The organism is Methylotenera sp. 1P/1 (genome assembly GCF_000384355.1).
Lineage (GTDB): Bacteria > Pseudomonadota > Gammaproteobacteria > Burkholderiales > Methylophilaceae > Methylophilus.
In genome coordinates this window covers 1,282,836-1,307,149 of sequence record NZ_ARWC01000001.1, presented here as the reverse complement: position 1 = coordinate 1,307,149, position 24,314 = coordinate 1,282,836, and the positions used below count along the sequence as shown (strand labels likewise).

Annotated in this window: 27 protein-coding genes; 18 read left to right on the top strand and 9 right to left on the bottom strand. The window is 46.0% G+C overall.

What is annotated here, in order from left to right; genetic code table 11:
* Positions 1-48: 48 nt before the first annotated feature.
* Entirely contained in the window at positions 49-984 is a 936-nt protein-coding gene (gene epsC, locus A3Q3_RS0106185; RefSeq protein ID WP_020182708.1) for a serine O-acetyltransferase EpsC, read from the bottom strand.
* A 261-nt stretch (positions 985-1,245) separates the two neighbouring features.
* Here epsC and A3Q3_RS0106180 point away from each other — a divergent pair, with 261 nt between their 5' ends.
* The 5 genes from A3Q3_RS0106180 (at position 1,246) to A3Q3_RS0106160 (ending at position 6,140) form a co-directional block, all read left to right on the top strand.
* Positions 1,246-2,226, top strand: coding sequence for a sulfate ABC transporter substrate-binding protein (locus tag A3Q3_RS0106180; protein ID WP_026361788.1), 981 nt, complete (start codon positions 1,246-1,248; stop codon positions 2,224-2,226).
* Between the two features lie 39 nt (positions 2,227-2,265).
* On the top strand, positions 2,266-3,165 hold the full coding sequence (locus A3Q3_RS0106175) for an EAL domain-containing protein (RefSeq protein WP_020182706.1): 900 nt from the start codon (positions 2,266-2,268) through the stop codon (positions 3,163-3,165).
* 103 nt (positions 3,166-3,268) lie between these two features.
* Complete coding sequence (cysT, locus tag A3Q3_RS0106170; RefSeq protein ID WP_025224778.1) at positions 3,269-4,102, top strand: sulfate ABC transporter permease subunit CysT; 834 nt, start codon at positions 3,269-3,271, stop codon at positions 4,100-4,102.
* 8 nt (positions 4,103-4,110) lie between these two features.
* Positions 4,111-5,010: a sulfate ABC transporter permease subunit CysW gene (gene cysW, locus A3Q3_RS0106165; RefSeq protein WP_020182704.1), complete on the top strand. Its 900-nt coding sequence runs from the start codon at positions 4,111-4,113 to the stop codon at positions 5,008-5,010.
* Between the two features lie 68 nt (positions 5,011-5,078).
* A complete protein-coding gene (locus A3Q3_RS0106160; protein ID WP_020182703.1) occupies positions 5,079-6,140 on the top strand; it encodes a sulfate/molybdate ABC transporter ATP-binding protein in 1,062 nt (353 codons plus the stop codon).
* Between the two features lie 50 nt (positions 6,141-6,190).
* On the opposite strand, the gene A3Q3_RS0106155 is transcribed toward A3Q3_RS0106160, so the two are convergent.
* Complete coding sequence (locus A3Q3_RS0106155) at positions 6,191-6,412, bottom strand: hypothetical protein (RefSeq protein WP_020182702.1); 222 nt, start codon at positions 6,410-6,412, stop codon at positions 6,191-6,193.
* Between the two features lie 301 nt (positions 6,413-6,713).
* On the opposite strand from A3Q3_RS0106155, the gene A3Q3_RS0106150 reads away from it, so the two are divergent.
* Positions 6,714-7,643 carry a polyprenyl synthetase family protein gene (locus A3Q3_RS0106150; RefSeq protein ID WP_020182701.1) on the top strand — a complete coding sequence of 310 codons (930 nt, stop codon included), beginning with the start codon at positions 6,714-6,716 and terminating at the stop codon, positions 7,641-7,643.
* A gap of 63 nt (positions 7,644-7,706) precedes the next feature.
* Here the strand turns inward: A3Q3_RS0106150 and A3Q3_RS0106145 are convergent, their stop codons facing one another.
* Complete coding sequence (locus A3Q3_RS0106145; RefSeq protein WP_020182700.1) at positions 7,707-8,114, bottom strand: hypothetical protein; 408 nt, start codon at positions 8,112-8,114, stop codon at positions 7,707-7,709.
* A gap of 168 nt (positions 8,115-8,282) precedes the next feature.
* On the opposite strand from A3Q3_RS0106145, the gene A3Q3_RS0106140 reads away from it, so the two are divergent.
* The 5 genes from A3Q3_RS0106140 (at position 8,283) to A3Q3_RS0106120 (ending at position 11,330) form a co-directional block, all read left to right on the top strand.
* Positions 8,283-9,155, top strand: coding sequence for an A24 family peptidase (locus A3Q3_RS0106140; RefSeq protein WP_026361787.1), 873 nt, complete (start codon positions 8,283-8,285; stop codon positions 9,153-9,155).
* A 25-nt stretch (positions 9,156-9,180) separates the two neighbouring features.
* Entirely contained in the window at positions 9,181-9,789 is a 609-nt protein-coding gene (gene coaE / locus A3Q3_RS0106135; protein ID WP_020182698.1) for a dephospho-CoA kinase, read from the top strand.
* A gap of 55 nt (positions 9,790-9,844) precedes the next feature.
* Entirely contained in the window at positions 9,845-10,600 is a 756-nt protein-coding gene (zapD, locus tag A3Q3_RS0106130) for a cell division protein ZapD (protein ID WP_025224774.1), read from the top strand.
* Between the two features lie 24 nt (positions 10,601-10,624).
* Positions 10,625-10,822: a DNA gyrase inhibitor YacG gene (locus A3Q3_RS0106125; protein WP_020182696.1), complete on the top strand. Its 198-nt coding sequence runs from the start codon at positions 10,625-10,627 to the stop codon at positions 10,820-10,822.
* A gap of 103 nt (positions 10,823-10,925) precedes the next feature.
* Positions 10,926-11,330: a copper chaperone PCu(A)C gene (locus A3Q3_RS0106120; protein WP_020182695.1), complete on the top strand. Its 405-nt coding sequence runs from the start codon at positions 10,926-10,928 to the stop codon at positions 11,328-11,330.
* A 16-nt stretch (positions 11,331-11,346) separates the two neighbouring features.
* On the opposite strand, the gene A3Q3_RS0106115 is transcribed toward A3Q3_RS0106120, so the two are convergent.
* Genes A3Q3_RS0106115 through argJ form a run of 3 tightly spaced genes read right to left on the bottom strand, consistent with a single transcriptional unit; the run spans position 11,347 to position 14,423 of the window.
* Positions 11,347-12,306, bottom strand: a complete 960-nt coding sequence (locus A3Q3_RS0106115; protein ID WP_020182694.1) for a Nudix family hydrolase — start codon at positions 12,304-12,306, stop codon at positions 11,347-11,349.
* 6 nt (positions 12,307-12,312) lie between these two features.
* A complete protein-coding gene (locus A3Q3_RS0106110) occupies positions 12,313-13,185 on the bottom strand; it encodes an ATP-binding protein (protein WP_020182693.1) in 873 nt (290 codons plus the stop codon).
* A gap of 11 nt (positions 13,186-13,196) precedes the next feature.
* On the bottom strand, positions 13,197-14,423 hold the full coding sequence (argJ, locus tag A3Q3_RS0106105) for a bifunctional glutamate N-acetyltransferase/amino-acid acetyltransferase ArgJ (protein ID WP_020182692.1): 1,227 nt from the start codon (positions 14,421-14,423) through the stop codon (positions 13,197-13,199).
* A gap of 258 nt (positions 14,424-14,681) precedes the next feature.
* Between argJ and A3Q3_RS0106100 the strand changes: the two genes are divergently transcribed.
* The gene (locus A3Q3_RS0106100; RefSeq protein ID WP_020182691.1) at positions 14,682-15,788 is read left to right on the top strand and encodes a diguanylate cyclase; all 1,107 of its coding nucleotides are present in this window, start codon (positions 14,682-14,684) and stop codon (positions 15,786-15,788) included.
* Positions 15,789-15,809: 21 nt separating this feature from the next.
* Here A3Q3_RS0106100 and cysS read toward each other — a convergent pair whose 3' ends face one another.
* Positions 15,810-17,216, bottom strand: coding sequence for a cysteine--tRNA ligase (cysS, locus tag A3Q3_RS0106095; RefSeq protein WP_020182690.1), 1,407 nt, complete (start codon positions 17,214-17,216; stop codon positions 15,810-15,812).
* 170 nt (positions 17,217-17,386) lie between these two features.
* Between cysS and A3Q3_RS0106090 the strand changes: the two genes are divergently transcribed.
* The 6 genes from A3Q3_RS0106090 to A3Q3_RS0106065 all read left to right on the top strand — a co-directional run bounded on the left by A3Q3_RS0106090 (position 17,387) and on the right by A3Q3_RS0106065 (position 21,874).
* Positions 17,387-18,421 carry a tetratricopeptide repeat protein gene (locus A3Q3_RS0106090; protein ID WP_026361785.1) on the top strand — a complete coding sequence of 345 codons (1,035 nt, stop codon included), beginning with the start codon at positions 17,387-17,389 and terminating at the stop codon, positions 18,419-18,421.
* Positions 18,422-18,496: 75 nt separating this feature from the next.
* Positions 18,497-19,729 carry a murein L,D-transpeptidase family protein gene (locus A3Q3_RS0106085; protein ID WP_020182688.1) on the top strand — a complete coding sequence of 411 codons (1,233 nt, stop codon included), beginning with the start codon at positions 18,497-18,499 and terminating at the stop codon, positions 19,727-19,729.
* Positions 19,729-20,313: a peptidylprolyl isomerase gene (locus tag A3Q3_RS0106080; protein WP_020182687.1), complete on the top strand. Its 585-nt coding sequence runs from the start codon at positions 19,729-19,731 to the stop codon at positions 20,311-20,313. Before A3Q3_RS0106085 ends, A3Q3_RS0106080 begins: the two co-directional genes overlap by 1 nt.
* A 29-nt stretch (positions 20,314-20,342) precedes the next feature.
* Complete coding sequence (locus tag A3Q3_RS0106075; protein ID WP_020182686.1) at positions 20,343-20,834, top strand: peptidylprolyl isomerase; 492 nt, start codon at positions 20,343-20,345, stop codon at positions 20,832-20,834.
* A gap of 8 nt (positions 20,835-20,842) precedes the next feature.
* On the top strand, positions 20,843-21,580 hold the full coding sequence (locus tag A3Q3_RS0106070; protein WP_020182685.1) for a UDP-2,3-diacylglucosamine diphosphatase: 738 nt from the start codon (positions 20,843-20,845) through the stop codon (positions 21,578-21,580).
* A gap of 24 nt (positions 21,581-21,604) precedes the next feature.
* Complete coding sequence (locus tag A3Q3_RS0106065; protein ID WP_020182684.1) at positions 21,605-21,874, top strand: (2Fe-2S) ferredoxin domain-containing protein; 270 nt, start codon at positions 21,605-21,607, stop codon at positions 21,872-21,874.
* A gap of 22 nt (positions 21,875-21,896) precedes the next feature.
* Here the strand turns inward: A3Q3_RS0106065 and A3Q3_RS0106060 are convergent, their stop codons facing one another.
* Positions 21,897-23,522, bottom strand: coding sequence for an HD family phosphohydrolase (locus A3Q3_RS0106060; protein ID WP_020182683.1), 1,626 nt, complete (start codon positions 23,520-23,522; stop codon positions 21,897-21,899).
* A gap of 35 nt (positions 23,523-23,557) precedes the next feature.
* A complete protein-coding gene (locus A3Q3_RS0106055) occupies positions 23,558-24,310 on the bottom strand; it encodes an FHA domain-containing protein (RefSeq protein ID WP_020182682.1) in 753 nt (250 codons plus the stop codon).
* Between the last annotated feature and the right edge of the window lie 4 nt (positions 24,311-24,314).

The following is a 24,314-nucleotide window of genomic DNA, read 5'->3' as shown; positions in this document are numbered from 1 at the left end:
TTGATTACTATTTTGATTGCTTAAGCTGCGTTATCTAAGTTGCGTTATCTAAGTTGCGTTAGATGGTTGTGGTGTGGCATTGGCCACATCTTGTGTTTGTGCTTGGGTAATATTGCTGTTGGGCGGCACGCTTTTGGTCAGCCATACATTGCCGCCAATCACAGAATGCGCACCAATCGTGATGCGTCCTAAAATCGTCGCACCGGCATAGATCACAACATCGTCTTCTACAATCGGATGTCTGGCATCGCCTTTGATGAGATGGCCCTGTGCATTGGTAGGAAAGCGTTTTGCACCTAACGTCACGGCCTGATATAGGCGCACGTGGCGACCAATAATCGCTGTCTCACCAATGACGACACCCGTGCCGTGATCAATAAAGAATCCATTGCCAATCGTGGCGCCAGGGTGGATATCAATGCCAGTCGCAGAGTGCGCAACTTCAGAGATAATCCGCGCAATCAACGGCAGGCCCAGTTTGTGTAGCTCATGCGCTAAACGGTAATGAATGATGGCAGCAATCCCCGGATAGCACACCAGCACTTCATCCAAACTACGTGCCGCAGGATCGCCTTCAAATGCTGCATTCAAATCGGTATCCAGCACCGTACGAATATGCGGCAATTGCTGTGAGAATGTGCGTACTTTGTCTAGTGCTGTCGCGTTACTCGGTGATTTAGAGTGCTCGGTATCGGATGCGTAGCGGAGTTCCAGTTGTACTTGTACATACAAATCACGTAAGGCCGTGTCTAGCGTATGGCCAACAAAATAATCAATACCATCTTCTTGTAGATCCGGCATGCCCAAACGGTTGGGAAACAGCGCTGCAGACAAGCCATCGACAATGGATTGCAAAGATTTTCTAGAAGGCAGTTTAGGTGGGTTGTTACGGCGGTGGCGGTGTTCCAGCGAGGTGAGGCGTACTTCACGTAACTCACTCACAATGTCTGCAATGCCTAATGTTTGGTTAAGTGGTTGCGTCATTATGTCCTCTCGTATCTGTTGCAATCTAAAGCGACAGGCATAAAAAAAGCCAGCGGCCTAAGTTAGGCGCACTGGCTTCCAGTTGTCTGGTCAGCAATTGACGAATAAGGGCCTAATATACGCTAAAAACCCTAAAATTAAGTAAAAAAGTGTTAGTTTATTTATACAATTTTATTATAAATATATAATTTTATATTCTTTTACATTATTTTGATGGTTGTTTATATTGAGCACCTTATGGGAATTTAAGGGGTGTAATGCATGCGGTATCTAAGTCTTGTTTTATTGGCATTGCCAAGCTTGGCGTTCGCAGCCACAGAGATTTTGAATGTGTCTTATGATGTGTCGCGCGAGTTTTATAAAGAACTCAATCCAGCATTTGTTAAATATTGGAAAGAGAAAACCGGCGAGACTGTCAGTATCAAACAATCGCATGGTGGCTCCAGCAAACAAGCACGCTCGGTCGTGGATGGCTTGCCTGCAGATGTCATTACCATGAACCGCTCACCGGATATTGATATCTTGTATGAGCGCGGTAAATTGATTCCTAAAGATTGGCAAGCGCGTTTACCCAATGAGAGTGCGCCAACCGCCTCAACCTCTGTCTTTTTGGTGCGTAAAGGCAACCCTAAAAAGATTAAAGACTGGAACGACTTGGTGAAAGCCAATGTGTCAGTGATTATCCCTAACCCTAAAACCTCGGGCAATGGCAAATATAGTTATTTGGCTGCATGGGGCTATGTGCTTAAAAAAGGCGGTAGCGATGCAGAGGCAAAAGCGTTCGTTGCTAGCTTGTTCAAAAACGTACCAGTGCTAGATACTGGTGGCCGTGGTGCGACTACTACCTTTGCCCAACGTGAAATTGGTGATGTATTGCTGACGTTTGAAAATGAAGTCACTCTGATTCAAGAAGAGTTAGGTGCAGACAAGTTTGAAGTGGTGTATCCGCCGTTAAGTATCTTGGCAGAGAATCCAGTGGCCTTGGTCGATAAAGTCGTGGATAAGAAGAAAACACGTGCGGTTGCGCAAGCATATTTGGACTTCCACTACTCAGAGCAAGGTCAGGCCATTGCTGTGCATCACCATCTGCGTCCACAAGTCGCTGCAGTGGCAGCAAAACATCAAGCTGATTTTCATGCGATCTCACTCTTTAAAGTAGAAGAGTTGTTTGGCAGTTGGGCCAATGCCGAGAAAACGCATTTTGCCGATGGCGCAATTTTCGACCAGATTTATCAAAAGTAGTATTAATCAGGAATGATGTAGAGAAGTAGAGTAAAGCGTATGTCGCAAAGTGGAAAACAAAGTAAAGCGCGCCTAGCGGCGTTAGGTGAAAAGTTAAAGTCATCTCTGTTATTGGAGTTGGATGACTTTAACTTGGAAGCCAATCATACCGGTGAATACACCAGTGAGTTTGCAGGCGTGCATTTGGCCTCTGCTTTTCAGCCGATTTATGATATCCAGTCAGGTGATTTTCATGGACATGAGGCTTTACTCAGGCCCAAGTTGGGCAATATTCAAGAAGTCACCCCGGATTTTGCATTTACCTATGCCGATAAATCAGACAAGTTGGTGAAGCTTGATCGCGTTAGCAGGGCCCTGCATGTACTGAATTATCACGAGATTTTTAAAGAAAATGGCTTGCTGTTTTTAAATGTGCATCCTAGTTTGCTAATGCGTGTGAATGAGCACGGTAAAGTATTTGAACGCATTTTGCATGATCACGCGGTATCGACAGAACGTGTTGTGATTGAGGTGCGTGATTTTGATACGTTTAAACAAGATACAGAGTTGGCTGTATATGAGCAGCAACTGGCTGCCGCCATTCAAAACTATCAAGACCGTGGCTATAAGATTGCGATTGATCGGTTTGGCAGTGCCAATTCGTTTGTTAGCCGCTTATGGAAAATCGCCCCTGATTACGTTAAATTTGACTTACAGTTGATTCAGCAAGCTGAACATGACCCCTTGGTGCGTAAAGCGTTGTTTGGCTTGGTGCACTTTGTACAAACGCTAGGGGCAAAGCCCATTATTACCGGCGTAGAAACTTCCTCCCAGTTGCATGTGGCTGTCGATGCCGGTGCGACGTTAATTCAAGGGTATTTATTTGGCCAGCCAAGCTCGGCCAGACATCTCAGTACATCTGAAGTGATTAAACGACAATTCGCACAACAGGTCGCGTAACGACATCAATATAATTAAACTGAATATTGTTATAAAAAATAAATATTTAATTGTTATAAAAGAGTTTGTTATATTGCCTTCGCCTACATCAATTAAAAAAACTATGTCCAAAAAAACCAATGTCTTACCGGGGTTCAGCCTTTCGCTAGGATACACGCTGCTGTACCTGAGTTTGATTGTGCTCATTCCACTCTCTGCTGCTTTAATTAAAACGACAGAGCTGAGTTTTTCTGAGTTTTGGCATGTGGTGACTGCGCCGCGCGTCATGGCTTCTTACAAGCTCACCTTTGGCGCTTCGTTTATTGGCGCTTCTATCAATGCTGTATTTGGGTTGCTTACTGCATGGGTATTGGTGCGTTATGATTTCTTTGGCAAAAAATTCATTGATGCTTTGGTCGACTTACCATTTGCCTTGCCCACGGCTGTGGCTGGGATTGCCTTAACTGCGGTCTATGCCAAAAATGGCTGGATTGGTAGCTTTTTAGAACCTAACGGCATCCATGTGGCGTTTACCCCAGTGGGTGTGGTGATTGCGCTGACATTTATTGGTTTGCCATTTGTCGTGCGTACCGTGCAGCCAGTATTAGAGGATTTGGAAAGCGAAACCGAAGAGGCCGCCGCCAGCTTGGGCGCTAATCGTTGGCAAACATTTTACAAGATTATTTTTCCTGCACTGTTGCCAGCACTCATGACTGGGTTTGCATTGGCCTTTGCACGTGCCATTGGTGAATATGGATCGGTGATTTTTATTGCAGGCAATATGCCTATGGTGTCGGAAATTACGCCACTGATTATCATCACCAAACTTGAGCAATATGACTATACCGGCGCGACTGCGGTGGCGGTGGTGATGCTACTGATTTCATTTCTGTTATTACTCGCAATTAATGGTTTGCAGTGGTGGAGTAGCCGCCGTAACGCCGAAGCAATCGAATAGGAAGTTTCATGACCGCTATTACCGTTACACAACACGTACGCTATCAGACCAAGGTGGCGCATCGCCGCGCGACTTCTGAGCCCGCATGGATTCGCTGGACGCTGATTGCGAGTGCCTTGGCGTTTTTAACTTTGTTTTTGTTTGTGCCACTGGCAGCTGTGTTTACAGAGGCGCTGCGTAAAGGCTGGGACACCTACCTTAGTGCGTTGATTGACCCAGATGCACTCTCTGCGATTTGGCTCACCTTGATTGCCGCGGCCATCGCTTTGCCGCTGAATCTAGTGTTTGGGGTAGCCGCAGCATGGGCCATTGCTAAGTTTGAGTTTAGAGGTAAGAGTGTCCTCATTACATTGATTGATTTGCCGTTTGCTGTTTCACCAGTGGTCGCCGGGTTGATTTATGTGCTGATCTTTGGCTTGCAAGGCTGGTTTGGCGAGTGGTTGATAGACAACGACATGAAGGTGATTTTTGCAATCCCCGGCATTGTGTTGGCCACAGTGTTTGTGACCTTTCCCTTTGTGGCACGTGAACTGATTCCATTAATGCAAGCACAAGGCAAAGATGAAGAAGAGGCTGCTCTGGTATTGGGCGCATCCGGTTGGCAGATTTTATGGCGTGTGACTCTACCAAACATTAAATGGGGCTTGTTGTACGGCATGATTTTGACCAACGCGCGGGCCATGGGCGAGTTTGGCGCGGTGTCTGTGGTATCTGGTCATATCCGCGGTATGACCAATACCATGCCATTACATGTGGAAATTTTGTATAACGAGTACCAATATGCAGCGGCCTTTGCTGTGGCATCGCTACTGGCGTTGCTGGCACTAGTGACGTTGGCGCTCAAAACATTTGTTGAGTGGCAGTCTGCCAAGAATGCGGCTGAGTTTGAGAAAGAAGCGAACGGCTAATGCTTTCGGTCATTGGATACAACACGCACCCAACTGGGCACAACTGGATTAAATAGGGAAATGCAAATATGAGTATTGAAATTAACAATATCAGCAAACAGTTTGGCAAATTTCACGCCTTACAGAATATCAATTTCAATGTGCCTTCTGGTGAGTTGGTGGCATTACTTGGGCCATCAGGCTGCGGTAAAACAACGTTGCTAAGAATTATCGCCGGTTTGGAATCCGCTGACGATGGGCGCATTGCGTTTCATGGCGATGACACCACAGATAAAAATGTGCGTGAGCGCCAAGTGGGCTTTGTGTTCCAGCATTATGCGTTGTTCAGACACATGACTGTATTTGAAAACGTGGCGTTTGGCTTACGCGTTCGCCCTAAAGCCACGCGACCATCAGAAGCGGAGATTCGTCGCCGCGTACGTGAATTGCTGGGACTGGTGCAGTTGGACTGGCTGGCGGATCGCTATCCTCCACAACTTTCTGGCGGGCAACGTCAGCGTATTGCCTTAGCGCGTGCTTTGGCGGTGGAGCCCAAAGTGTTGTTGTTGGACGAGCCGTTTGGCGCCTTAGATGCAAAAGTGCGTAAAGACTTACGTCGTTGGTTGCGCAGGCTGCATGACGAATTACACATTACCAGCGTATTCGTGACGCATGATCAGGAAGAAGCACTGGAAGTGGCCGATAGAATCGTGGTCATGAACCATGGCAAGGTAGAACAAATTGGCTCACCACAGCAAGTGTACGATCAACCGGCATCGCCGTTCGTATATCAATTCTTGGGCAATGTGAATGAGTTTGAAAGCCGCGTTAACAAGGGGCGTGCAAGTATCAATGAGGTCACGGTGGATAGCGTGGAGCATCAGTCTGTCGATGATGCAGCAGCGTTGGCTTATATCCGTCCACATGATATTGAAGTGCTCAAAGAACCCAATGGCGCTCCTAGTTTTTCTGCCACGGTGAACTATATCCACTCCCTAGGCCCGCTGGTGAGGTTGGAGCTACAACGCCAAGATGATGAACGCATTATTGAGGCTGAGTTGACCAGAGAGCGATTCTTGCAACTGCAACTGATTGAAGGGTCGCAGGTATACTTGCAACCTAAACAAGTGCGTGTATTCCTAAAACACTAAAGGCTATAAGAGAGAGGTTGCTACGTATTGAAAACGATAGCCCTCACTTCTTAATCGTAATCGTCTGCTTCTGTCATTGGTGTGGCTGCATCACTGTGCTGGCATTCAAACCCAGCTTTTTCCATTTGCAGACGGTAGGTACAGGTCGTGGCGTGCCCCTCTAAATGACCATTAATCGCGGTGGTTTCCTGTTTGCAAAAAAGGCAACGATAGCGATGGGCTTGTCCTTCGATATGTTCCTGCGGGTAATCAATGTAATAACTTCTTATCATCACTCACTCCTTAGCAAATGCACTCAAAAATAGCGCTTTCAGACGATTTCATGTTACCCCTTTTTAATGCATTGGAGAAGTGGCAATGACTAATGCGCATAGGGTTAAATCGTGATAATATGCGCACTTTGCTGAGTAAAGCCAACCTTGTTAAGTGATTGTTTGAGCGTTGTTTTTAGTCAAAAACGCACATTCACCTAAATCATGGCAACTGATCATTGTGCAATCAGCGTAATTTAGAACCTTTATTGTTGACGCATCCGTGGCTTTCAATTCATTTCAAACCAATATCGCAACCGACATGAACGTAGTCGATACGGTAATCCGTCAGTCGCTGCATTCCGAAGTCCCGCTCATTAATCAAGTCTCCGAATACATTATCCATAGTGGTGGCAAACGTTTGCGCCCTGCGTTGGTGCTGCTATCAGCCAATATGTTTCAAGGCATTCGTGCTGAGCACCATCATTTGGCTGCGATAGTCGAGTTTATCCATACCGCAACTTTGCTTCACGATGATGTCGTGGACGAGTCTGATTTACGCCGCGGAAAATCCACAGCGAACCATGTATTTGGTAACGCGGCAAGTGTGCTGGTGGGTGATTTTCTGTATTCACGTGCGTTTCAAATGATGGTCAAGCTACAAAATATGCGGGTGATGGAAATTCTAGCAGAGGCCACCAATACGATTTCTGAAGGTGAAGTGTTGCAATTGCTGAATGTGCGTAAAGCAGACATTACCGAGCAGGATTATCTAAAGGTCATACACTTTAAAACGGCCAAACTGTTTGAGGCGGCAACACGTTTGGGTGCGGTGATGAGTGGCGCAAGCAGTCAACAAGAGCAAGGCTTGGCCGAGTACGGCATGCGTTTAGGCACAGCATTTCAATTGATTGATGATGTGCTGGATTTAAGCGGCGACCCAGCACAAATCGGTAAAAAGCTAGGCAATGATTTGGCAGAAGGAAAACCGACGTTGCCATTGCTGTATGCAATTCAGCATGGTACGGCTACAGAGGCAACGCTTGTCAAAGAGGCGATTAGCCAAGGGGATTTGACGCAAATGGAAGCGGTGATGGAAGTGTTAACATCAACCGGTGCATTGGCGTATGTGCGTAATGTAGCAAGAAAAGAGGCGGATCTGGCCTGTGAGGCGATTGCTCCTTTTACGCAGAACCAACATCAGCACGCATTGGTTGAGTTGGCAGAATTTTCAGTTACACGTCAATATTAATCACATATAAAAACGGCCTACCAGCATCGCTGATAAGCCGTATATCGTTCTGCTAAACATCTGTTAATTCAACATGATTTGCTCGCCTGTTGCATGGTAATAGCTTAAGTGCGCGCACTCGCTAGTACCGGTAGTCAGGGAGCCATCAAATAGCGCTTCGCCATCTACATCCACCACAGCGTACCCATTGTGATATAAGGTGACCTCTGCTTGTTTCAAAGCGTTATGTTTAATCACGTGGTGCTCTGAACCTTGCTTTTGACGCATCATAAAACTAATGCAGGTTTCCTCTTCGTCTTCACCATAAATTTCCCAAGAGCGATCGCCAGTCAGTTGGGCTAACCAGCCTGGCAAATCCACTTCTACGCGACAAATGATGGGCTCATCCCATGCGGGGTGCTCAAATTGATTGAGCTCAACTTGTGTTTTGTCAATTTGCGTTCTATCGAATACTTTATTGTCGTTTGTCATCAAGAGTCCTTTGCTTCAATTACATCTATTATGTGGTGACTGTTAAGTACTATTCAAGAGCCTTGCAATATTGAACTAGCAATTTTTACACCAAAATCATTTTCGATATTGCACACATATATTAACGATGCGATGATGGCAAAAGTTTACATCACCCATAAGGTCATTATGTTTGAAATTTTTGCGCCTATTTCGGAATTGTTGCGTGCCGAACCTGCATTTTTTATCACGCTTTCTATCGTATTTGGCCTGTTAGTTGGTAGTTTTCTTAATGTGGTGATTCACCGTTTACCTATCATGATGGAGCGCGAATGGCATGCTAACTGCCTTGAATTACAAGGAAAAGATGCGCCAGAGCAAGCTAAGTATAATCTAGTGACACCGCGCTCCGCTTGCCCCAAATGCCAGCACAACATCACTGCACTGGAGAACATCCCTGTGGTGAGTTACTTGTTTCTAAAAGGAAAGTGTCGTCAGTGTAAAGCCCCTATCAGTGCACGTTACCCAATAGTGGAGGCTGTCACCGGCGCGTTGATTGGTGCAGTTGCCGTAAAGTATGGCTATAGCGCTACTACCTTGTTTGCATGGGTGTTTGTGTTTGCTTTGGTTGCGTTAACTTGTATTGATTTTGATACACAATTACTGCCGGATGACATTACCTTGCCACTGCTGTGGTTGGGGCTGTTTTTTAATTTAAACAACGGTTTCGTCAGTTTGTCGTCAGCAGTCATCGGTGCCATGGCCGGCTATTTGATTCTTTGGTCAATCTATTGGCTATTTAAACTCGTCACGGGCAAAGAGGGCATGGGCTATGGCGATTTCAAACTGTTGGCCGCGCTTGGCGCATGGTTTGGCTGGCAGTTATTGCCGGCAGTTATTCTGCTCAGCTCCGTGATTGGCGCTGTGGTAGGCATTGGTATGATTGTGTTCAAAAATAAAGACCGTCAGACAGCAATTCCTTTTGGCCCATTTTTAGCCTTGGGTGGGATGGCCGCATTATTTTACGGGCAATCTCTCGCTGCTTTGTACTTGGTACAGTAGCGTAAGTATACGATTTGGTGCATGCATGAAAATAGTTGCACTGACAGGGGGCATCGGCAGCGGTAAAAGTATCACCACGCAAATGCTGAGTAGCTTAGGTGTGCCGATCGTCGATTTAGATGTCATTGCGCACACACTCACTGCAGCAGGAGGCGCGTTAGTGCCGCAGATTGCTACTGAGTTTGGTAGCGAATTTATCACGGAGGAGGGGGCGTTGAATCGGCCGCTGATGCGTGCACTGATATTTACGCAACCAGATGCCAGAGTCAAATTGAACGCCATCATGCATCCCGCGATTTTCGATGAGGCCGTAAAACAACTTGCAGCGTTAGTGACCTCGACTTATGTGGTGTTGGCCATTCCGCTGTTGCAAGAAAGCCAGCGCTATTTGCCGTATATTGACCATGTTCTGGTGATTGATTGTGACGAATCATTGCAATTAGCGCGCGTGATGGAACGCAGTGGATTGAGTGCGCAAGAAGCACAGCAAATTATCGATGCACAATCGTCACGCCAAAGCAGAATTGCAATGGCAGATACCATCATCACCAACGACGCAGGTCTGGCAGAATTTGAAGAAAATATTTATCAATTTCATAAAAATTACATTAATACTTGCATAGTTAGCAAATAAATCTGATAATTCACTGCAATTTACAAATATAAGTAAGCTGACTTAATACCCTATCGTGTCTAGCTACGAATTTCCATTTAATGAGCGTATCAGAACTTATCTTCGCCTAGAGGACTTGTTCACTAAAGTGCTGCATCATGTCAATGTAGGGCACGAATTCAACCATCACGCCGCTCTGATTTCCATTCTGCAAATGCTCGATATTATTGATCGCGCAGACTTGAAAATGGATTTGCTGCAAGAGCTAGAACGTCAAAAATCCCATCTGCAACATTTGCGCGGTAACCCCAATATTGCAGAAGAGGCTTTAAACACCACGATTGCTAGTCTAGAGAAAAGTGCACTTGCGTTACGAGGTGATACGCTCAAGCTAGGCCAGGCGTTACGAGAGAATGATTGGCTAATGAGCATTAAGCAACGCGCCAATATTCCAGGTGGTGTATGTGAGTTTGATTTGCCGTCTTATCATCATTGGCTGTATTTGGGTGAGGAGCGTAGGCGTAAAGATTTTGAAACATGGTTGTCACGCCTGATGCCGATGCATCAAGCCATCCAAACCATTCTGCAGATTCTTCGAGGCAGTGGTGAGTTAATTAAACACGTCGCACGTCAAGGTGCATTTCAACAGTTGCTAGGCGGTGTGAGACCTGCGCAGTTATTAAGAATTGAAGTGGAAGACTCTCCTTGCTTCCCTGAGGTCAGTGCCAATAAATACGCCATCAACATTCGTTTTAACAGCTTGGATTTTGTGCAAAAACCCAAACAATGTGACCATGATGTTGAGTTTGCCATGGTCATTTGTAATTTCTAGTTTTAAAGTGAGTGTGAGTAAGTCGTGTCAGATACATCCAAAAAGCGTTTAGTCAATTGTCCGCAGTGTGGGCAGCCAGCAGAATTCAGCCCCGAAAACCCATATCGACCATTTTGCTCCAAACGTTGTCAATTGGTAGATCTCGGCGATTGGGCCAATGAGCGTTTTCGCATTCCGGATAACACGCCACCGGAATTGGATGAAGACCAACATTCAAATTGAATTTTGTCTATGTTTGATAGTCTTGATATCAGTAGTCTTCCCCAATTGTGTTGTTAGAGAGTCGAGTGAAATGAAGCATCCGTTCAAATCATACTTATTTGTTATGCTGCTGTTAACCGTAAGTCATATTGCATTGGCTGATGTGGATATTTCAGAGGCATGGGTGCGAGCCACTGCGCCGGGGCAAAAAGTAGGTGCCGCTTACATGACGCTCAAGAGTGCACAGCCGGCGAAGCTGGTGTATGTTGAAAGCAGCAGCGCGGATGAAGTGGAAATTCACAGCATGACCATGAGTAATGGTGTGATGAAAATGCGCAAATTAGATGTGTTGGCTTTGCAGCCGAACACACCGGAAAAGCTAGCGCCGGGCGGCTTTCATTTAATGCTATTTGGTTTGCAAAAACCACTTAAAGCAGGTGAAACAGTCACGCTAAAGCTCTGTTTTAAAGATCAAGCAGATAACATCACGCACCAAAGCGTTACGCTACCCATCAAAGAAGTCAATTAATCACAACTGGTTGATTTTAATCAGCTAGCCATGCACCACGCTGCATGGCAATTCCACGTGCACCACTTTGTAATGCCTTGCTTAGATGTTGGCTGGTCATGCCACCTAGGGCATACACCGGCAACGCATAGTGTTGAATCCAATGTGCAAACGTCTCCCAACCGATTGGGGGTGCATCAGGGTGGCTTAATGTGGCGAGCACTGGCGACAGCACCACAAAATCCAACCCTAATGCAGCAGCATGCGCTAACTGTAATGGGTTGTGACAAGAAGCGCTTACTAACAAGTGTGCTGGTCTTTGCTGTAACTGCATTAAATCACGGCTGGTTAAATGGACCCCGTGTGCGCCGAGTTGTGTGGCATGCGCAATGTCTGTATTGATCATGACTTTTGCTTGATACGGGGCACACTGGGCCAGTATTTCTTGTGACAAAGCAGAGAGTGCATCACGTGTTAACTGTTTCTCTCTAATTTGAATAAGCTGCAAACCTTGGTCTAGCGCATGCGCCAATGCGCGCATAAATTGCGGCTTTCCCATTTCTGCTATATTGGAAATTGCATATATAGTGGGCAAAGCCAGCGCATGCATAATAGGCGCATTCGCTGGCAATACCGGGCTCACTTGTACATGTTGCGGAGATTGCCAGGACAGGGACTGCCCTTCTAGCGGCATGACCTCACCTTGCCAAGCGGTGACAAAGAAAAAATGGAGCAGTACGGTTTTGGCGCTGGCATCGTGGGTAGCCGGGTAATCGTAACGGCGCGTTATCCATGGCTGAACAGCTGTTGGCGTCACGCCTAGCTCTTCTTGTAACTCACGCGCAAGCGCATGCTCAGGTGCTTCTCCTTGCTCAATTTTGCCACCGGGAAACTCCCACCAGCCCGCCCAGCCTTTGCCCTGAGGTCGGCTGGCTAATAAAAAATCGCCATTCGTTTTTTGTAGAATGGCGACTGCGACTTGCACGACTTTAGTCATAACGGTTTAGTCATGCACTGGCGTTAACTTGCGCTTGCCCGCGTAATCACGCGCAAACTGATAGGCGACACGACCACTGCGCGCGCCGCGGGTCAGTGAAAAATCGAGCGCAGCAAGCCGTGCCTCCTCATCGAATGCAATATCAAACGTGTTCAACCAGTTGGCAGCAATGTGCAAATACTCATCCTGGTCAAATGCGTAAAAACTCAGCCATAAGCCAAAGCGTTCGGCTAGCGCGGTTTTTTCTTCTATCGTATCGCCGGGGCGGATTTCACCATCGGCGTAGCGCGCGGGCAGATTGTCGGCAAACATTTCAGGCATCAAGTTTTTTCGGTTGGAAGTGGCATATACCAGCACATTGTCTGAGGTGTTGGCAATCGAGCCATCTAATACCACTTTAAGTGCTTTATAGCCTTCATCATTGGCCTCAAAGGTGAGGTCATCACAAAAAATAATAAACTTTTCAGGACGGTCGCGAAGCAAGCTGACAATCTCGGCCAAGTGCGTCAAATCGTGACGCTCCACCTCAATCAAGCGTAAGCCTGCTGCAGAAAATTCCGTTAACAATGCCTTGACCAAGGTAGACTTGCCTGTGCCGCGCGCACCAGTCAGTAGCACATTGTTGGCCGGTAAGCCCTGTAAAAACTGGCGCGTATTGCGTACCACTTCCTTTTTTTGTCGATCAGCAAACAGAATATTCTCTAATCGAATGATATGCGGATGCGAGATGGCCTGCAATTCACCTTTGCCCAGTTTGGCCACCCAACGCCAAGCGATAGCCGACCAATCTATAGGCGCATTTGCAGCAGGTAATAATGTTTCCAGCTTATCAATCAAGCTTTCTGCACGCGTAATTAAGTGTTCTATTGTATTATTCATTGAGTCGCGCTTTATGACCGATAGTCGGCGTTGATTTTGACGTAGTCATAGCTAAAATCACAGGTCCAGATGGTGACGTTTGCATTGCCGCGGTTGAGTACTACGCGCACTAAGATATCCGACTCTTTCATGATGGCAGCACCTTGCGCCTCTTCATAACTGGCGGCTCTACCTCCTTTTTCGGCAACAAGCACATCACCCAAATACAGTTCCATATTGTTGACGTCTAAGTCATCAATACCTGCATAACCAATGGCGGCCAGAATACGCCCTAGATTAGGGTCAGAGGCAAAGAATGCGGTTTTAATGAGCGGTGAGTGCGCAATGGCATACGCCACTTTGCGGCATTCTGCCTCGTCTTTTCCGCCTTCTACTTGTACTGTCATAAACTTGGTAGCACCTTCACCGTCGCGTACAATGGCTTGCGCTAGTTCAACCGCAACATCCGTAAGTGCATCGCGCAGCGCTGTAAAGTTTGCACTTTGTTCTGTGATTTCTACGTTACCAGCTAGGCGCGTTGCCATCATCATCAAGCTGTCGTTGGTGCTGGTATCGCCATCTACAGTAATGCAGTTAAACGATTTGCTGACTGCGTATTGAATGATGCTTTCGAGCGCAGACTGGCTTACCGCTGCATCGGTAGCGATATAACCCAACATGGTCGCCATATTGGGGTGGATCATGCCGGAGCCTTTGCTGATGCCGGTAATGGTCACGGTTTTGCCATCCAGTTGTAATTGGCGCGACGTTCCCTTGGCCACAATATCGGTGGTCATAATGGCTTCAGCAGCATTCAGCCAATTATCTTCTTTTAAGTTTTGAATCGCGGCGGGCAAGCCCGCAATCACTTTGTCTACCGGCAAAGGCTCTAAAATCACACCTGTGGAAAATGGCAGCACTTGGCTGGCTTTGATGTTGAGTAATTGACCCAATGCCTGACAAGTTTGTTGTGCGCGTTGCAAGCCATCTTCGCCGGTGCCTGCATTGGCACAACCGGTATTCACTAGCAAAGCACGTATGCCTTCATTCTGTGATAAATGCGATTTACATAGCGTGACAGGCGCAGCGCAGAAACGGTTTTGTGTGAACACGCCAGCAACGCTGCTATGTTCTGCCAAGGTAATCACGAGCACATCTTTACGGTTAGGTTTGCGCACATAGGCTTCTGCATAGCCTAACTGAACACCTCGAACAGGTAAAAGAGATGCGGCTTGTGGTGCGCTTAATTGAACAGGCATTACAATGTTCCCATGGAATTTTGAAGTAGTTTATTTTAACGTATTCGCTTTAAGATGGTGCATTGCGTATACCACTATGCGGAATTATTGTTCAAAAGCTGGTGCATTTATTTTGCTAAATAATTCGTTGCTTAGCGCTATGTGATTGATACATTGGCATTTACTATCGCCAAATACTTATTGTGGTACACTTTAATGCTAAAAAAATATAATAAAAACACGAGTGAAGTGTTGGTCCATAGGGCAGGAATTTAGAAGATGGAATCCAAACAAACGCATATTCATATTGAGAAAATCAAGCTGTTGTATATGCACAGCCTTATTCCGATTGTACTGAGTGCGATAGCTGGGTTGTTTTTGGTGGCTGCGTTATGGAAGCTTGCCAATCGTCAGCAATTACTCATCTGGTTCGGTATCACGCTCTTGCTAGCACTGATGCGGATTGTCATTATCTCTCGATTCAAACAGGCTAACCCACAAGGCACTGATGTACTGCGTTGGGAGCAACCCTTTGCTATCAGCTTGTTGCTGGTGTTTCTTTCTTGGAGCGTTGGGCTTATTTGGATTATGCCCAGAGACAACTTAACGGCCATCTTTATCCTGAATACTTTCTCGCTTGGCTTAGCTGGCGCAGCTATTTCATGGTACAGCCCGCTACGTTATCTGCAAATTGCTTCGGTTTCTCTGGCCTTGGTGCCAATGATTATCGTATTGCTGACATTAGGGTACGACCAAACATTTTGGGTGGGCGTTGCGGCGTGCTGTATGTATGTCTCTTGCATTATCACCAGCATATTGTTGCAAAAAACGTTCAATGGAAACCTAGAGCTTGCTTATGATTTACAACAAGCCAAAATGAGCGCAGAGGACATGGCGCGTACGGATGCATTGACCGGCCTGAATAATCGCCGAGCCTTTTTTGATAAGGCGCGATTACTATTCGATTATTGCAAAAGCAACCAGCAACCTGTCAGCGCGTTGATGCTGGATGTGGATCACTTTAAAAATATTAATGATAGTTTTGGTCATGCTTGCGGCGACATGGCGCTGAGCAGTTTGGCGCAACTACTCAAAAATAATTTGAGAGAATCGGATGTGTTGTGTCGTTTTGGTGGCGAGGAGTTTGCCGTTTTGTTGCCGAATACGCGCGTGAGCGAGGCGGAAGAAGTAGCTAATCACCTAAAACGCACTATGATGAACTCGACCATTATATTGGCACAAGAAAACCTGCTATCGCTTACGGCCAGCTTTGGCGTGACAGACTTTGGGGAAACCTTAGAGGATTTATTAAGCCACGCAGATAAGGCAATGTATAGCGCCAAAAATGGCGGCCGTAATCACGTGGTCAAGTATCAGGCTGAATAGGCCTGTACTTTTAGGAATCACTTAAGCACGTCGCCAAGTAGTCCCTTGCGGCGTGTCTTCCAAAATAATGCCAGCATCGGCTAGCTCTTTGCGAATGCGGTCAGCTTCGGCAAAGTTTTTGGATTTTTTGGCTTCAACTCGCAAAACAATCATTTCGCTAATTTTCTGATTTCCAAACCCAGTCACACTTCCAGCGGCGTCTTGTGTAATTGCTAACAAACTTTGGTTTGTGATTGATCCTTCACCTTGTAGGAAGTCTTCTGGGTTGCGTTGCAATAAGCCAATCACTGCACCCAATTGCTTCATCAATGTCAACGCTTCCAAGCTTTTGTCTTTGGCTAATTCAAACAATACCGCCATGGCCTCTGGCGTATTGAAGTCATCGTCCATCGCCTCTTTAAAACGTTTGGCTTGAGGCTGTTGCCAATCAATCGCTGTGTGTTGGATGTCCACATTTCGCAATGCAGTGTACAGACGCGTGAGTGCAGCTTTCGCATCATCCAGATGTTTGTCGGAGTAGTTTAAAGGGCTACGGTAATGCGCACGTAAAATAAAGAAGCGCACCACTTCTGCATCGTATTTTTTAAGCACTTCACGAATGGTGAAAAAGTTGCCCAGTGATTTGGACATTTTTTCATCATCCACACGCACAAAGCCATTGTGCATCCAGTAGTTAGCCATTTGGCAACTGTGGGCGGCTTCGGATTGTGCGATTTCATTCTCGTGATGCGGAAATTGCAAATCTTGTCCGCCGCCGTGGATATCAAAATGCGCCCCTAAATGTTCTGCGCTCATGACGGAACATTCGATATGCCAGCCCGGGCGCCCCTTGCCCCAAGGGGAATCCCAATTAGGTTCATTTGGTTTGACGGATTTCCAAAGCACAAAATCCAAAGGGTCTTGTTTAAAGGTATCTACCTCGACGCGCTCGCCAGCACGCAAATCATCCAGGCTTTTGCCAGAAAGTTTGCCATAGTCGTTAAAGCTGCGCACTTTGTAAAACACATCGCCATTGCTTGCTTGGTAGGCGTGGCCTTTTTCAATCAGTTTGGCAATCATATCCAGCATGCCCTGAATATGCTGTGTCGCGCGCGGTTCGATATCTGGCCGAATGATGCCAAGTTTGGCAGAATCTTCATCCATGGCATCAATAAAGCGTTGTGTCAGCACATCAATCGTTTCACCATTCTCATTGGCGCGCTTGATGATTTTGTCGTCAATGTCGGTAATGTTGCGCACATACGTTACTTGGTATTCGCTGGCACGATACCAGCGCGCAACCATGTCAAACACCACCATCACACGTGCGTGACCTAGATGACAAAAATCATATACGGTCATGCCACATACATACATGCGCACCTTGCCAGGCTCAATCGGGGTAAAGGTTTGTTTTTCGCGGGTAAGAGAGTTGTAAATTTTTAACATGCGCAGTGTGATGTAAAGCGTGTTCTAATAGGAAAAAAGTAAAATTAATCAGTGATTAAGCAAGCCAGCTATTGTAGTATGGCCTAGGCTATTGATAGAATTAGGCACTTAATCATCGTCTCAAGTATAACATAATGAACATCTTCGATTCTTCTCAAGGTAAAAAGCCCATGCACACTAAAATAATAAAAACGTTGATTGCCGTGACACTCGGTTTTTCTGCCTTGCATTTCTCGATCATGGGCATGGCGGCGGGGAACGCAAGCGCAGAGTTGAAAGAAATTAATTTGCTTTCCGAGCAGGGCAATCAAGCTGCGGCGCTAGAGAAAGTAAATGCTTATTTGAACACCAACCCGAAAGACGCCGAGGCGCTGTTTATGAAGGGCGTGATTTTGGTCGAGCAGGGTAAGCGCGATGAAGCCATTAAGGCCTTTACCGATTTGACCGAAAAATACCCGAACTTGCCGGAGCCTTACAATAATTTGGCCGTGTTGTACGCGGATCAAGGGCAGTATGATAAAGCGCGTAAAGCGCTGGAAACCGCCATCAAAACACACCCAAGCTATGCAACAGCACATGAAAATCTAGGTGATATTTATGCACGCCTAGCCTCAGAAGCGTATGACAAAGCCTTTAAGTTAGATGCTTCAAACTCAAGGGCACAGGGCAAGCTATCCATGATTACAGATTTGTTTGGTGGTAAGGCCAGCGCTAATAAGCCAGCCGTGGCAAGCAAAGATCCAGTCAAAACCGTGGAGTTGTCTAAGCCAGCGACGTCTGTTGCCAAGCCGATGGATAGCAAAAAACCTGAAGTAGTTAAACCGGCTGAGCCTGCAAAACCAGAGCCAGTAACTGCGGCTAGCGATGACACTGCAGTATTGGATGCTGTGAATGCTTGGGCAAAAGCGTGGTCTTCACAAGATGTGAATCAATATTTGGCCAGCTATGCGGATAGCTTTAAAACACCGAAAGGCGAACCACGTAAAGCGTGGGAAGCGACACGGCGCGATCGCGTAAGTCGTCCAAAAACGATTGTGGTAGAAGTGAATAACGCCAAAGTGACGATGGAGGGCAGTGATGCCGCCAAAGTACAATTTAGTCAGCGTTATGTTGCAGATGGTAAGCCACAAAGTACACGTAAAACGTTGACGATGACCAAAATAGGCGGTGCGTGGTTGATTCAGCAGGAAATCGCCGGACGTTAATGTTTCGCCTCAAATGCAGTAGATATCTGGTTGAATTTGGGGTAAGTTTTAGGTTTGGAGGGTATAATTATACCCATGGTACGTATTAAACATTTATCAGTCGTTATTCTATTGCTTGGCGCGGTATTGCCATGGAATGCGACTGCTGTGAATCAAGAAGGCATTGCTTCTCGCTTTCTTGCGCAAAAATACAGTACCAATATCATTGAGAGCATGCTGGCTAAGACTTTGTTTGAAATTAAACAAGGCAAAACTGGCGATGCTTTAAACACTGTGAATCAACTGATTCAGAATACTCCCAACTTCAAACTGGCTTATCTTATTCGTGGAGATTTGCTCGCCTCTAGAGCGCGTATGCTGAGCGCATTTGGAGATACCTCCGTACGCGATCCGCGCCAGATCGAAGATTTAAAAGAAGAGGCGGAAAAGCGTTTAGAGAGTTATTTAGAAAAAAATAAAGACCATTTACAACCTAACTTATTGATTCAGTTAGATTCCTCCCAGCGTTATGCGGTGGTTGTCGATACCTCAAAATCTAGATTATTTCTGTATGCCAAGCAAGAAGACGGGCAGCTAAAGTATATTGCTGACTATTACGTGACCATTGGTAAAAATGGCATTGATAAGAAATTGCAGGGGGATAAGCGCACACCGCTTGGCGTATATTTTGCCTCTTCTAAACTAAGTGGGCCTCTGCCGGATATGTATGGTGAGGGTGCTTATCCACTGAATTATCCGAATGAAATCGATGTCAATGAAAAGAGAAACGGTTCTGGCATTTGGTTGCACGGTACACCAACAGATACCTATAGCCGTCCACCCCGTGCGAGTGATGGTTGCGTAGTGTTATCCAATCCGGATATCAAATCGCTACATCCTATTCTAAACCGTGGCAATACGCCGGTAATTATTGCCAACGGCGTGGAATGGTTGGCCGAAGCATCTAGCGAGGTGCAGGTGGCGCAAAAGCAAGCGCTAAAAACCTCTATTGAAGCTTGGCGTAAAGATTGGGAGTCTCAGGACTCGGAAGCCTATTTAGCACATTATTCATCACACTTTTTTTATAGTGATGGTGATTTTAATCAATGGGCAAATTACAAACGTTTGATACAGGCTAAAAAGCCGCGTGTCTCGGTAGGTATTGAAAACGTGAGCATATTTAGCTATCCCAATGCGCAGCAGCCGATGGTTGTTGTGAATTTTGAGCAGGACTTTAAAAGTGCGTCGTTACAAAATCGCATGAAAAAACGCCAGTATTGGGTACATGAAAATAACCAATGGAAAATTATTTACGAAGGTGCTGTGTAATGAAATACATCAATCAATTCATCATTTCAATGACGTTGTTCTTGGGCCTAATGTCGAGTGCTACAGCCGCCACACAAGTCGAGTTTGAGACGTCTGCGGGTAATTTTGTGGTGGAAGTGTACCCGGATAAAGCGCCGAAAACAGTAGAGAATTTTTTACGTTACGTGAATGATGGTTTTTATAACAATACGATTTTTCACCGTGTGATTAGCCGGTTTATGATTCAAGGTGGTGGTTTTGAGCGTGATTTAACCGAGAAGCCAACGCGTGCGCCAATCGCCAATGAATCTGATAACGGCTTGCTGAATCAAACTGGCACGATTGCAATGGCAAGAACCTCAGACCCAAACTCAGCGACAGCGCAATTCTTCGTTAACTTGGCAGACAACCAGTTTCTTAACTACACCAGCCCAGAGCCTGATTACATTGGTTACTGTGTGTTTGGCAAGGTGGTGAGCGGCATGGATGTCGTCCATAAAATCGGCATTGTACCTACAGGCAATAACCGTGGATTCTCTGACGTACCTATTAAAGCCATTGTGATTAAACAAGCCAAAGTGAAGTCACCTGTCGCAGCAAAATAATTTATCTATCATCTATTAAAGGAAATATTGTGGTCAAACTCTCCACCAACTTTGGTGATATCACCATTGAATTAAACGCAGAAAAAGCACCAATTACAGTAGCCAACTTTTTAAGTTATGTTGAAAAAGGCTTTTATGAAGGGGTGATTTTTCACCGTGTGATTAACGGGTTTATGATTCAAGGTGGTGGCTTTGATGCCAACATGAAACAAAAACCAACCGATGCACAGATTAAAAATGAAGCGGATAACGGATTAACCAATGACCAGTACACCATTGCGATGGCACGTACTTCTGTACCAGATTCAGCCAGTAGCCAATTCTTTATCAATGTGGGTGATAATGATTTTTTGAATCATACAGCACCTACGCCAAGTGGCTGGGGCTACTGTGTATTTGGCAAGGTGGTAGAAGGCATGGACGTGATTGATAAAATCAAAGCGGTGCCAACCACTAGCCGTGCAGGTCATCAAGACGTGCCAGTGGAGCCAGTGGTTATTTTACAAGCTACAGTGAGCTAAACCCTTGAATGCAGGGCGATACCCTTTTTATTTCTGACTTACATTTATGTGAGTCACGACCAAATATCACCTCGGTTTTTCTTGTATGGTTAGCCGAGGTGGCTGCTCAAGCTGACGCACTCTATATCTTGGGTGATTTTTTTGAATATTGGGCAGGTGATGATGCCATGCAGGATGATTTTCACCGCCCGATTTTACATGCATTACATCAACTTACTCAGCAAAACACCCAAGTGTATTTAATGCATGGGAACCGTGATTTTTTAATCCGAGAGGCGTTTTCTCAGGCAACGGGTGTTCAGCTAATTGCGGATCCATTACTAACAGTGATGCATGGCCAGCGCATATTGCTCACGCACGGAGATGCATTGTGCACGGATGATGTAAGCTACATTGCGTTTCGTGAGCAGGTACGCCATCCGGCTTGGCAATCCACGTTTCTAAGTCAATCATTGGCAGAGCGAAAAGCATTTATTGCGCAGGCTAGGGCGCGCAGTGAGGTGGAGAAGTCTCAAAAAGAGTCCATGATTATGGATGTGAATGCGGATGCAGTTGCACAGTTAGTGCGCGAGCATGATTTTCCACCAGTATTGATTCATGGTCATACCCACCGGCCAAATCGTCACGCATTCAATGTAGACGGGCATGCTTGTGAGCGCTGGGTATTGGGCGATTGGTATGAGCAAGGCAGTTATTTGAAAATGGACAATCGCGGCCATCTTGTTGCAGAGACTATCCCAACTTAATCTAATTGATTATGGGCGCTTGATATGAAATGCATTTTAATTTGTACTCACCACCGGGGGAATCCCAATCAGCCTTCTTGTGGTGCGCGCGGGGCAAATGCAATCAAGCAAACACTGCTCGAGGTGGTGGCTAAAGATGGATTGCCGTTAAAGGTCGAAGAAATTCAATGCTTAGGTGAGTGCGAACTTGGGCCTAATTTGCGCTTCATTCCTGGTGGCCCAGTATTCCATCATGTAGACCTGCAACAAGTGCCGACGATTATGAGTACAGCAAAAGCATTTTTAAACACCTAGTTAAATTTCAATCAGCATTCTGTTAAGGCTGATATCCTGCGATGTTGCTTTCATCAATCACATCAATTTGCGCTGGATCCAAAAATCTTTCTGCGTACTGCAGGTAAATTTTTTCGCGAATAAATAAATCAAATACATCAGGGTCAACGTGGTGGTTGAGTTTCATATTGCCCAAAATGTTTAAGGTTTCAGACAGTGTCTTTGCTTTTTTGTAGGGCCTGTCTTTTGAGGTAAGTGCCTCAAAAATATCCGCAACGCCCATGATTCTGGCTGGGATAGACATTTGCTCTCGCGTTAAGCCTTTAGGGTACCCGGTGCCATCCATACGCTCATGGTGGCCCCCCGCATATTCTGGCACCCGGCGCAAACCCTTGGGGTAGGGCAAAGACTCCAGCATATTGATGGTCACCACAATATGATTATTGATAATTTGGCGTTCTTCCGGCGTCAGTGTGCCCTTGGGAATCGTCAGATTGTAGACTTCATCGTCGGTTAAAAACTTCACCGATTGCCCCGCTTCATTGCGATACTGATAATTGCCAATTTCGCGTACGCGTGCCTGATCCGCTTGGCTCATAGACTCGCTGCCATAATTGACCTTGCGAATAAAATTTTTATCGTCGTCCAGTTGCTTTTTGATGACATTGATTTCATGTGCAAGGTGCTTGGGGCTAATGGTTTTGCCTTTGGCCTGCGCTTCGATCACTTTGTGCAGGTGCGTGGCTTCACGTTGAGATTTCAACAACTCAAAGCGGTCATCCACCAAATGGATGCGATCGAAAATAGTTTCCAGTTTGGTTGCTTTATCCATGATGGATTCAGGCGTGGTGACTTTGCCACAATCATGTAACCATGCCGCAATTTTGAGCTCGTATAGCTCTTGCTCACTCATGTTAAAACTTTGAAACGCGCCTTGCTGGGTTTTGATGGCTGCATCAGCCAGCATCATGGTTAATTCTGGGACACGTTGGCAGTGGCCGCCGGTATAAGGAGATTTCTCATCAATGGCATCGGCAATCAGTTTAATAAAAGACTCAAATAAACGTTTGAGCCCATCAATTAAATGGTGGTTAGACAATGCGATAGCTGCTTGTGATGCCAGTGATTCCACCAAGCGTTGGTGTGAAGCTGAAAATGGGATGATGGCTTGTGAGATAGGATCTTTTGCGTTGATGAGCTGTAGCACCCCAATCACCTCATTCTCATGGTTGCGCATGGGCACAGTGAGAAACGATTGTGAATGGTAGCCCGTGCGCTCATCAAATGCGCGCGTACCCGAAAAGTCAAAGCCTTGTTGTGTGGCGTAAGCGTCTTCGATATTAATCGTGGTTTGTTGGATTGCGCAGTAAGCCGCTACCATATTTAAATTGGGCGCACCGTCGCCAAGGTACAGCTGAATCGGAGGAAACTGAATGGGCTGACCAGTGGTACCGCCCAGTGCAATGTTGAGGGTCGCATTGCGTAAAATCTCGAACTTTAAACTTTGGTGTTCCGTGATGGTGTAAAGAGTCCCGCCATCGGCATGCGTCAGCGCTTGCGCGCCGAGTAAAATCATTTCCAGTAATCGGTTGGTGTTTTGCTCGGAAGATAATGCAATGCCAATCGCATTTAAGCGCTCAAGCTGATCGAGAGACTGATCAAATGACATGGTGACTAGATGCGGTGCGGTTACCCAGTGAGCATTTAAGCAAATGTAAATTCCATTTGAATGCCGGAAATCTCTAGTAAATCGTTATTTTTCAATCCATACGAGAGTGTATGTAGTGGGTTACCATTGATGCTTGGATGCTCATGGCCCTCTACTTGGCTCAAAAAGTAGCCATTTGTACGCTTGGTGATGACAATCACTTGTATGCCGGGTTTGCCTAAGGTGGTCAGCGTTTTATTCAATGTTAAGGTTTTGCCACCGTTAGATCCATTTAAAATGCGTAGCTTCCCAATGGGCAGGCTGACCGCTTCAATAGGCGATGGTGTGGTTTCAGAGAGCGACTCTTCTTCACTTTTCATCGGTCTGGACATTTGAATCAGCGACTTAAGTGAAGGTGGCTGGGTATGGGGTGATTTCTCTAGTGGGGTAGAGCCTGCATGTTCTTCTTTCCCATGTTGTTCTTTTACCGGGGTAGCCGATTTGCTGATGGATACTTGGCTGTTGCCGCGTACGTATTTAAATTGGTGCCGACCGATTTCGATGACATCGCCATCTACCAGTACATGTTTTCTGACCGGCTTTAAGTTGACAAACGTGCCGTTGGTGCTGTTGGCGTCTTCCAGAAAAGAGTCTTTACCAATGGTGACAATTGCAGCGTGCAAGCCACTGACGGCCAAGTTATCAATCACAATGTCATTGTTCTGTCTTCTGCCAATAGAAATACGTTCCTTGGTCAATGGATATTCATTGATCACGCGGTCATCCAATGTACAGACTAACTTTGACATACCC

Coding starts and splice junctions, on each gene's coding strand:
- A3Q3_RS0106120 (WP_020182695.1), top strand. CDS start 10,926: ATGCTGCTGTTAACCGTAAGTCATATTGCATTGGCTGATGTGGATATT.
- A3Q3_RS0106175 (WP_020182706.1), top strand. CDS start 2,266: ATGTCGCAAAGTGGAAAACAAAGTAAAGCGCGCCTAGCGGCGTTAGGT.
- coaE (WP_020182698.1), top strand. CDS start 9,181: ATGAAAATAGTTGCACTGACAGGGGGCATCGGCAGCGGTAAAAGTATC.
- A3Q3_RS0106085 (WP_020182688.1), top strand. CDS start 18,497: ATGGTACGTATTAAACATTTATCAGTCGTTATTCTATTGCTTGGCGCG.
- cysW (WP_020182704.1), top strand. CDS start 4,111: ATGACCGCTATTACCGTTACACAACACGTACGCTATCAGACCAAGGTG.
- cysT (WP_025224778.1), top strand. CDS start 3,269: ATGTCCAAAAAAACCAATGTCTTACCGGGGTTCAGCCTTTCGCTAGGA.
- A3Q3_RS0106055 (WP_020182682.1), bottom strand. CDS start 24,310: ATGTCAAAGTTAGTCTGTACATTGGATGACCGCGTGATCAATGAATAT.
- A3Q3_RS0106100 (WP_020182691.1), top strand. CDS start 14,682: ATGGAATCCAAACAAACGCATATTCATATTGAGAAAATCAAGCTGTTG.
- A3Q3_RS0106115 (WP_020182694.1), bottom strand. CDS start 12,306: ATGACTAAAGTCGTGCAAGTCGCAGTCGCCATTCTACAAAAAACGAAT.
- A3Q3_RS0106065 (WP_020182684.1), top strand. CDS start 21,605: ATGAAATGCATTTTAATTTGTACTCACCACCGGGGGAATCCCAATCAG.
- A3Q3_RS0106180 (WP_026361788.1), top strand. CDS start 1,246: ATGCGGTATCTAAGTCTTGTTTTATTGGCATTGCCAAGCTTGGCGTTC.
- cysS (WP_020182690.1), bottom strand. CDS start 17,216: ATGTTAAAAATTTACAACTCTCTTACCCGCGAAAAACAAACCTTTACC.
- A3Q3_RS0106090 (WP_026361785.1), top strand. CDS start 17,387: ATGCACACTAAAATAATAAAAACGTTGATTGCCGTGACACTCGGTTTT.
- A3Q3_RS0106080 (WP_020182687.1), top strand. CDS start 19,729: ATGAAATACATCAATCAATTCATCATTTCAATGACGTTGTTCTTGGGC.
- A3Q3_RS0106070 (WP_020182685.1), top strand. CDS start 20,843: ATGCAGGGCGATACCCTTTTTATTTCTGACTTACATTTATGTGAGTCA.
- A3Q3_RS0106155 (WP_020182702.1), bottom strand. CDS start 6,412: ATGATAAGAAGTTATTACATTGATTACCCGCAGGAACATATCGAAGGA.
- A3Q3_RS0106160 (WP_020182703.1), top strand. CDS start 5,079: ATGAGTATTGAAATTAACAATATCAGCAAACAGTTTGGCAAATTTCAC.
- A3Q3_RS0106110 (WP_020182693.1), bottom strand. CDS start 13,185: ATGAATAATACAATAGAACACTTAATTACGCGTGCAGAAAGCTTGATT.
- A3Q3_RS0106060 (WP_020182683.1), bottom strand. CDS start 23,522: ATGTCATTTGATCAGTCTCTCGATCAGCTTGAGCGCTTAAATGCGATT.
- A3Q3_RS0106140 (WP_026361787.1), top strand. CDS start 8,283: ATGTTTGAAATTTTTGCGCCTATTTCGGAATTGTTGCGTGCCGAACCT.
- A3Q3_RS0106150 (WP_020182701.1), top strand. CDS start 6,714: ATGAACGTAGTCGATACGGTAATCCGTCAGTCGCTGCATTCCGAAGTC.
- argJ (WP_020182692.1), bottom strand. CDS start 14,423: ATGCCTGTTCAATTAAGCGCACCACAAGCCGCATCTCTTTTACCTGTT.
- A3Q3_RS0106145 (WP_020182700.1), bottom strand. CDS start 8,114: ATGACAAACGACAATAAAGTATTCGATAGAACGCAAATTGACAAAACA.
- epsC (WP_020182708.1), bottom strand. CDS start 984: ATGACGCAACCACTTAACCAAACATTAGGCATTGCAGACATTGTGAGT.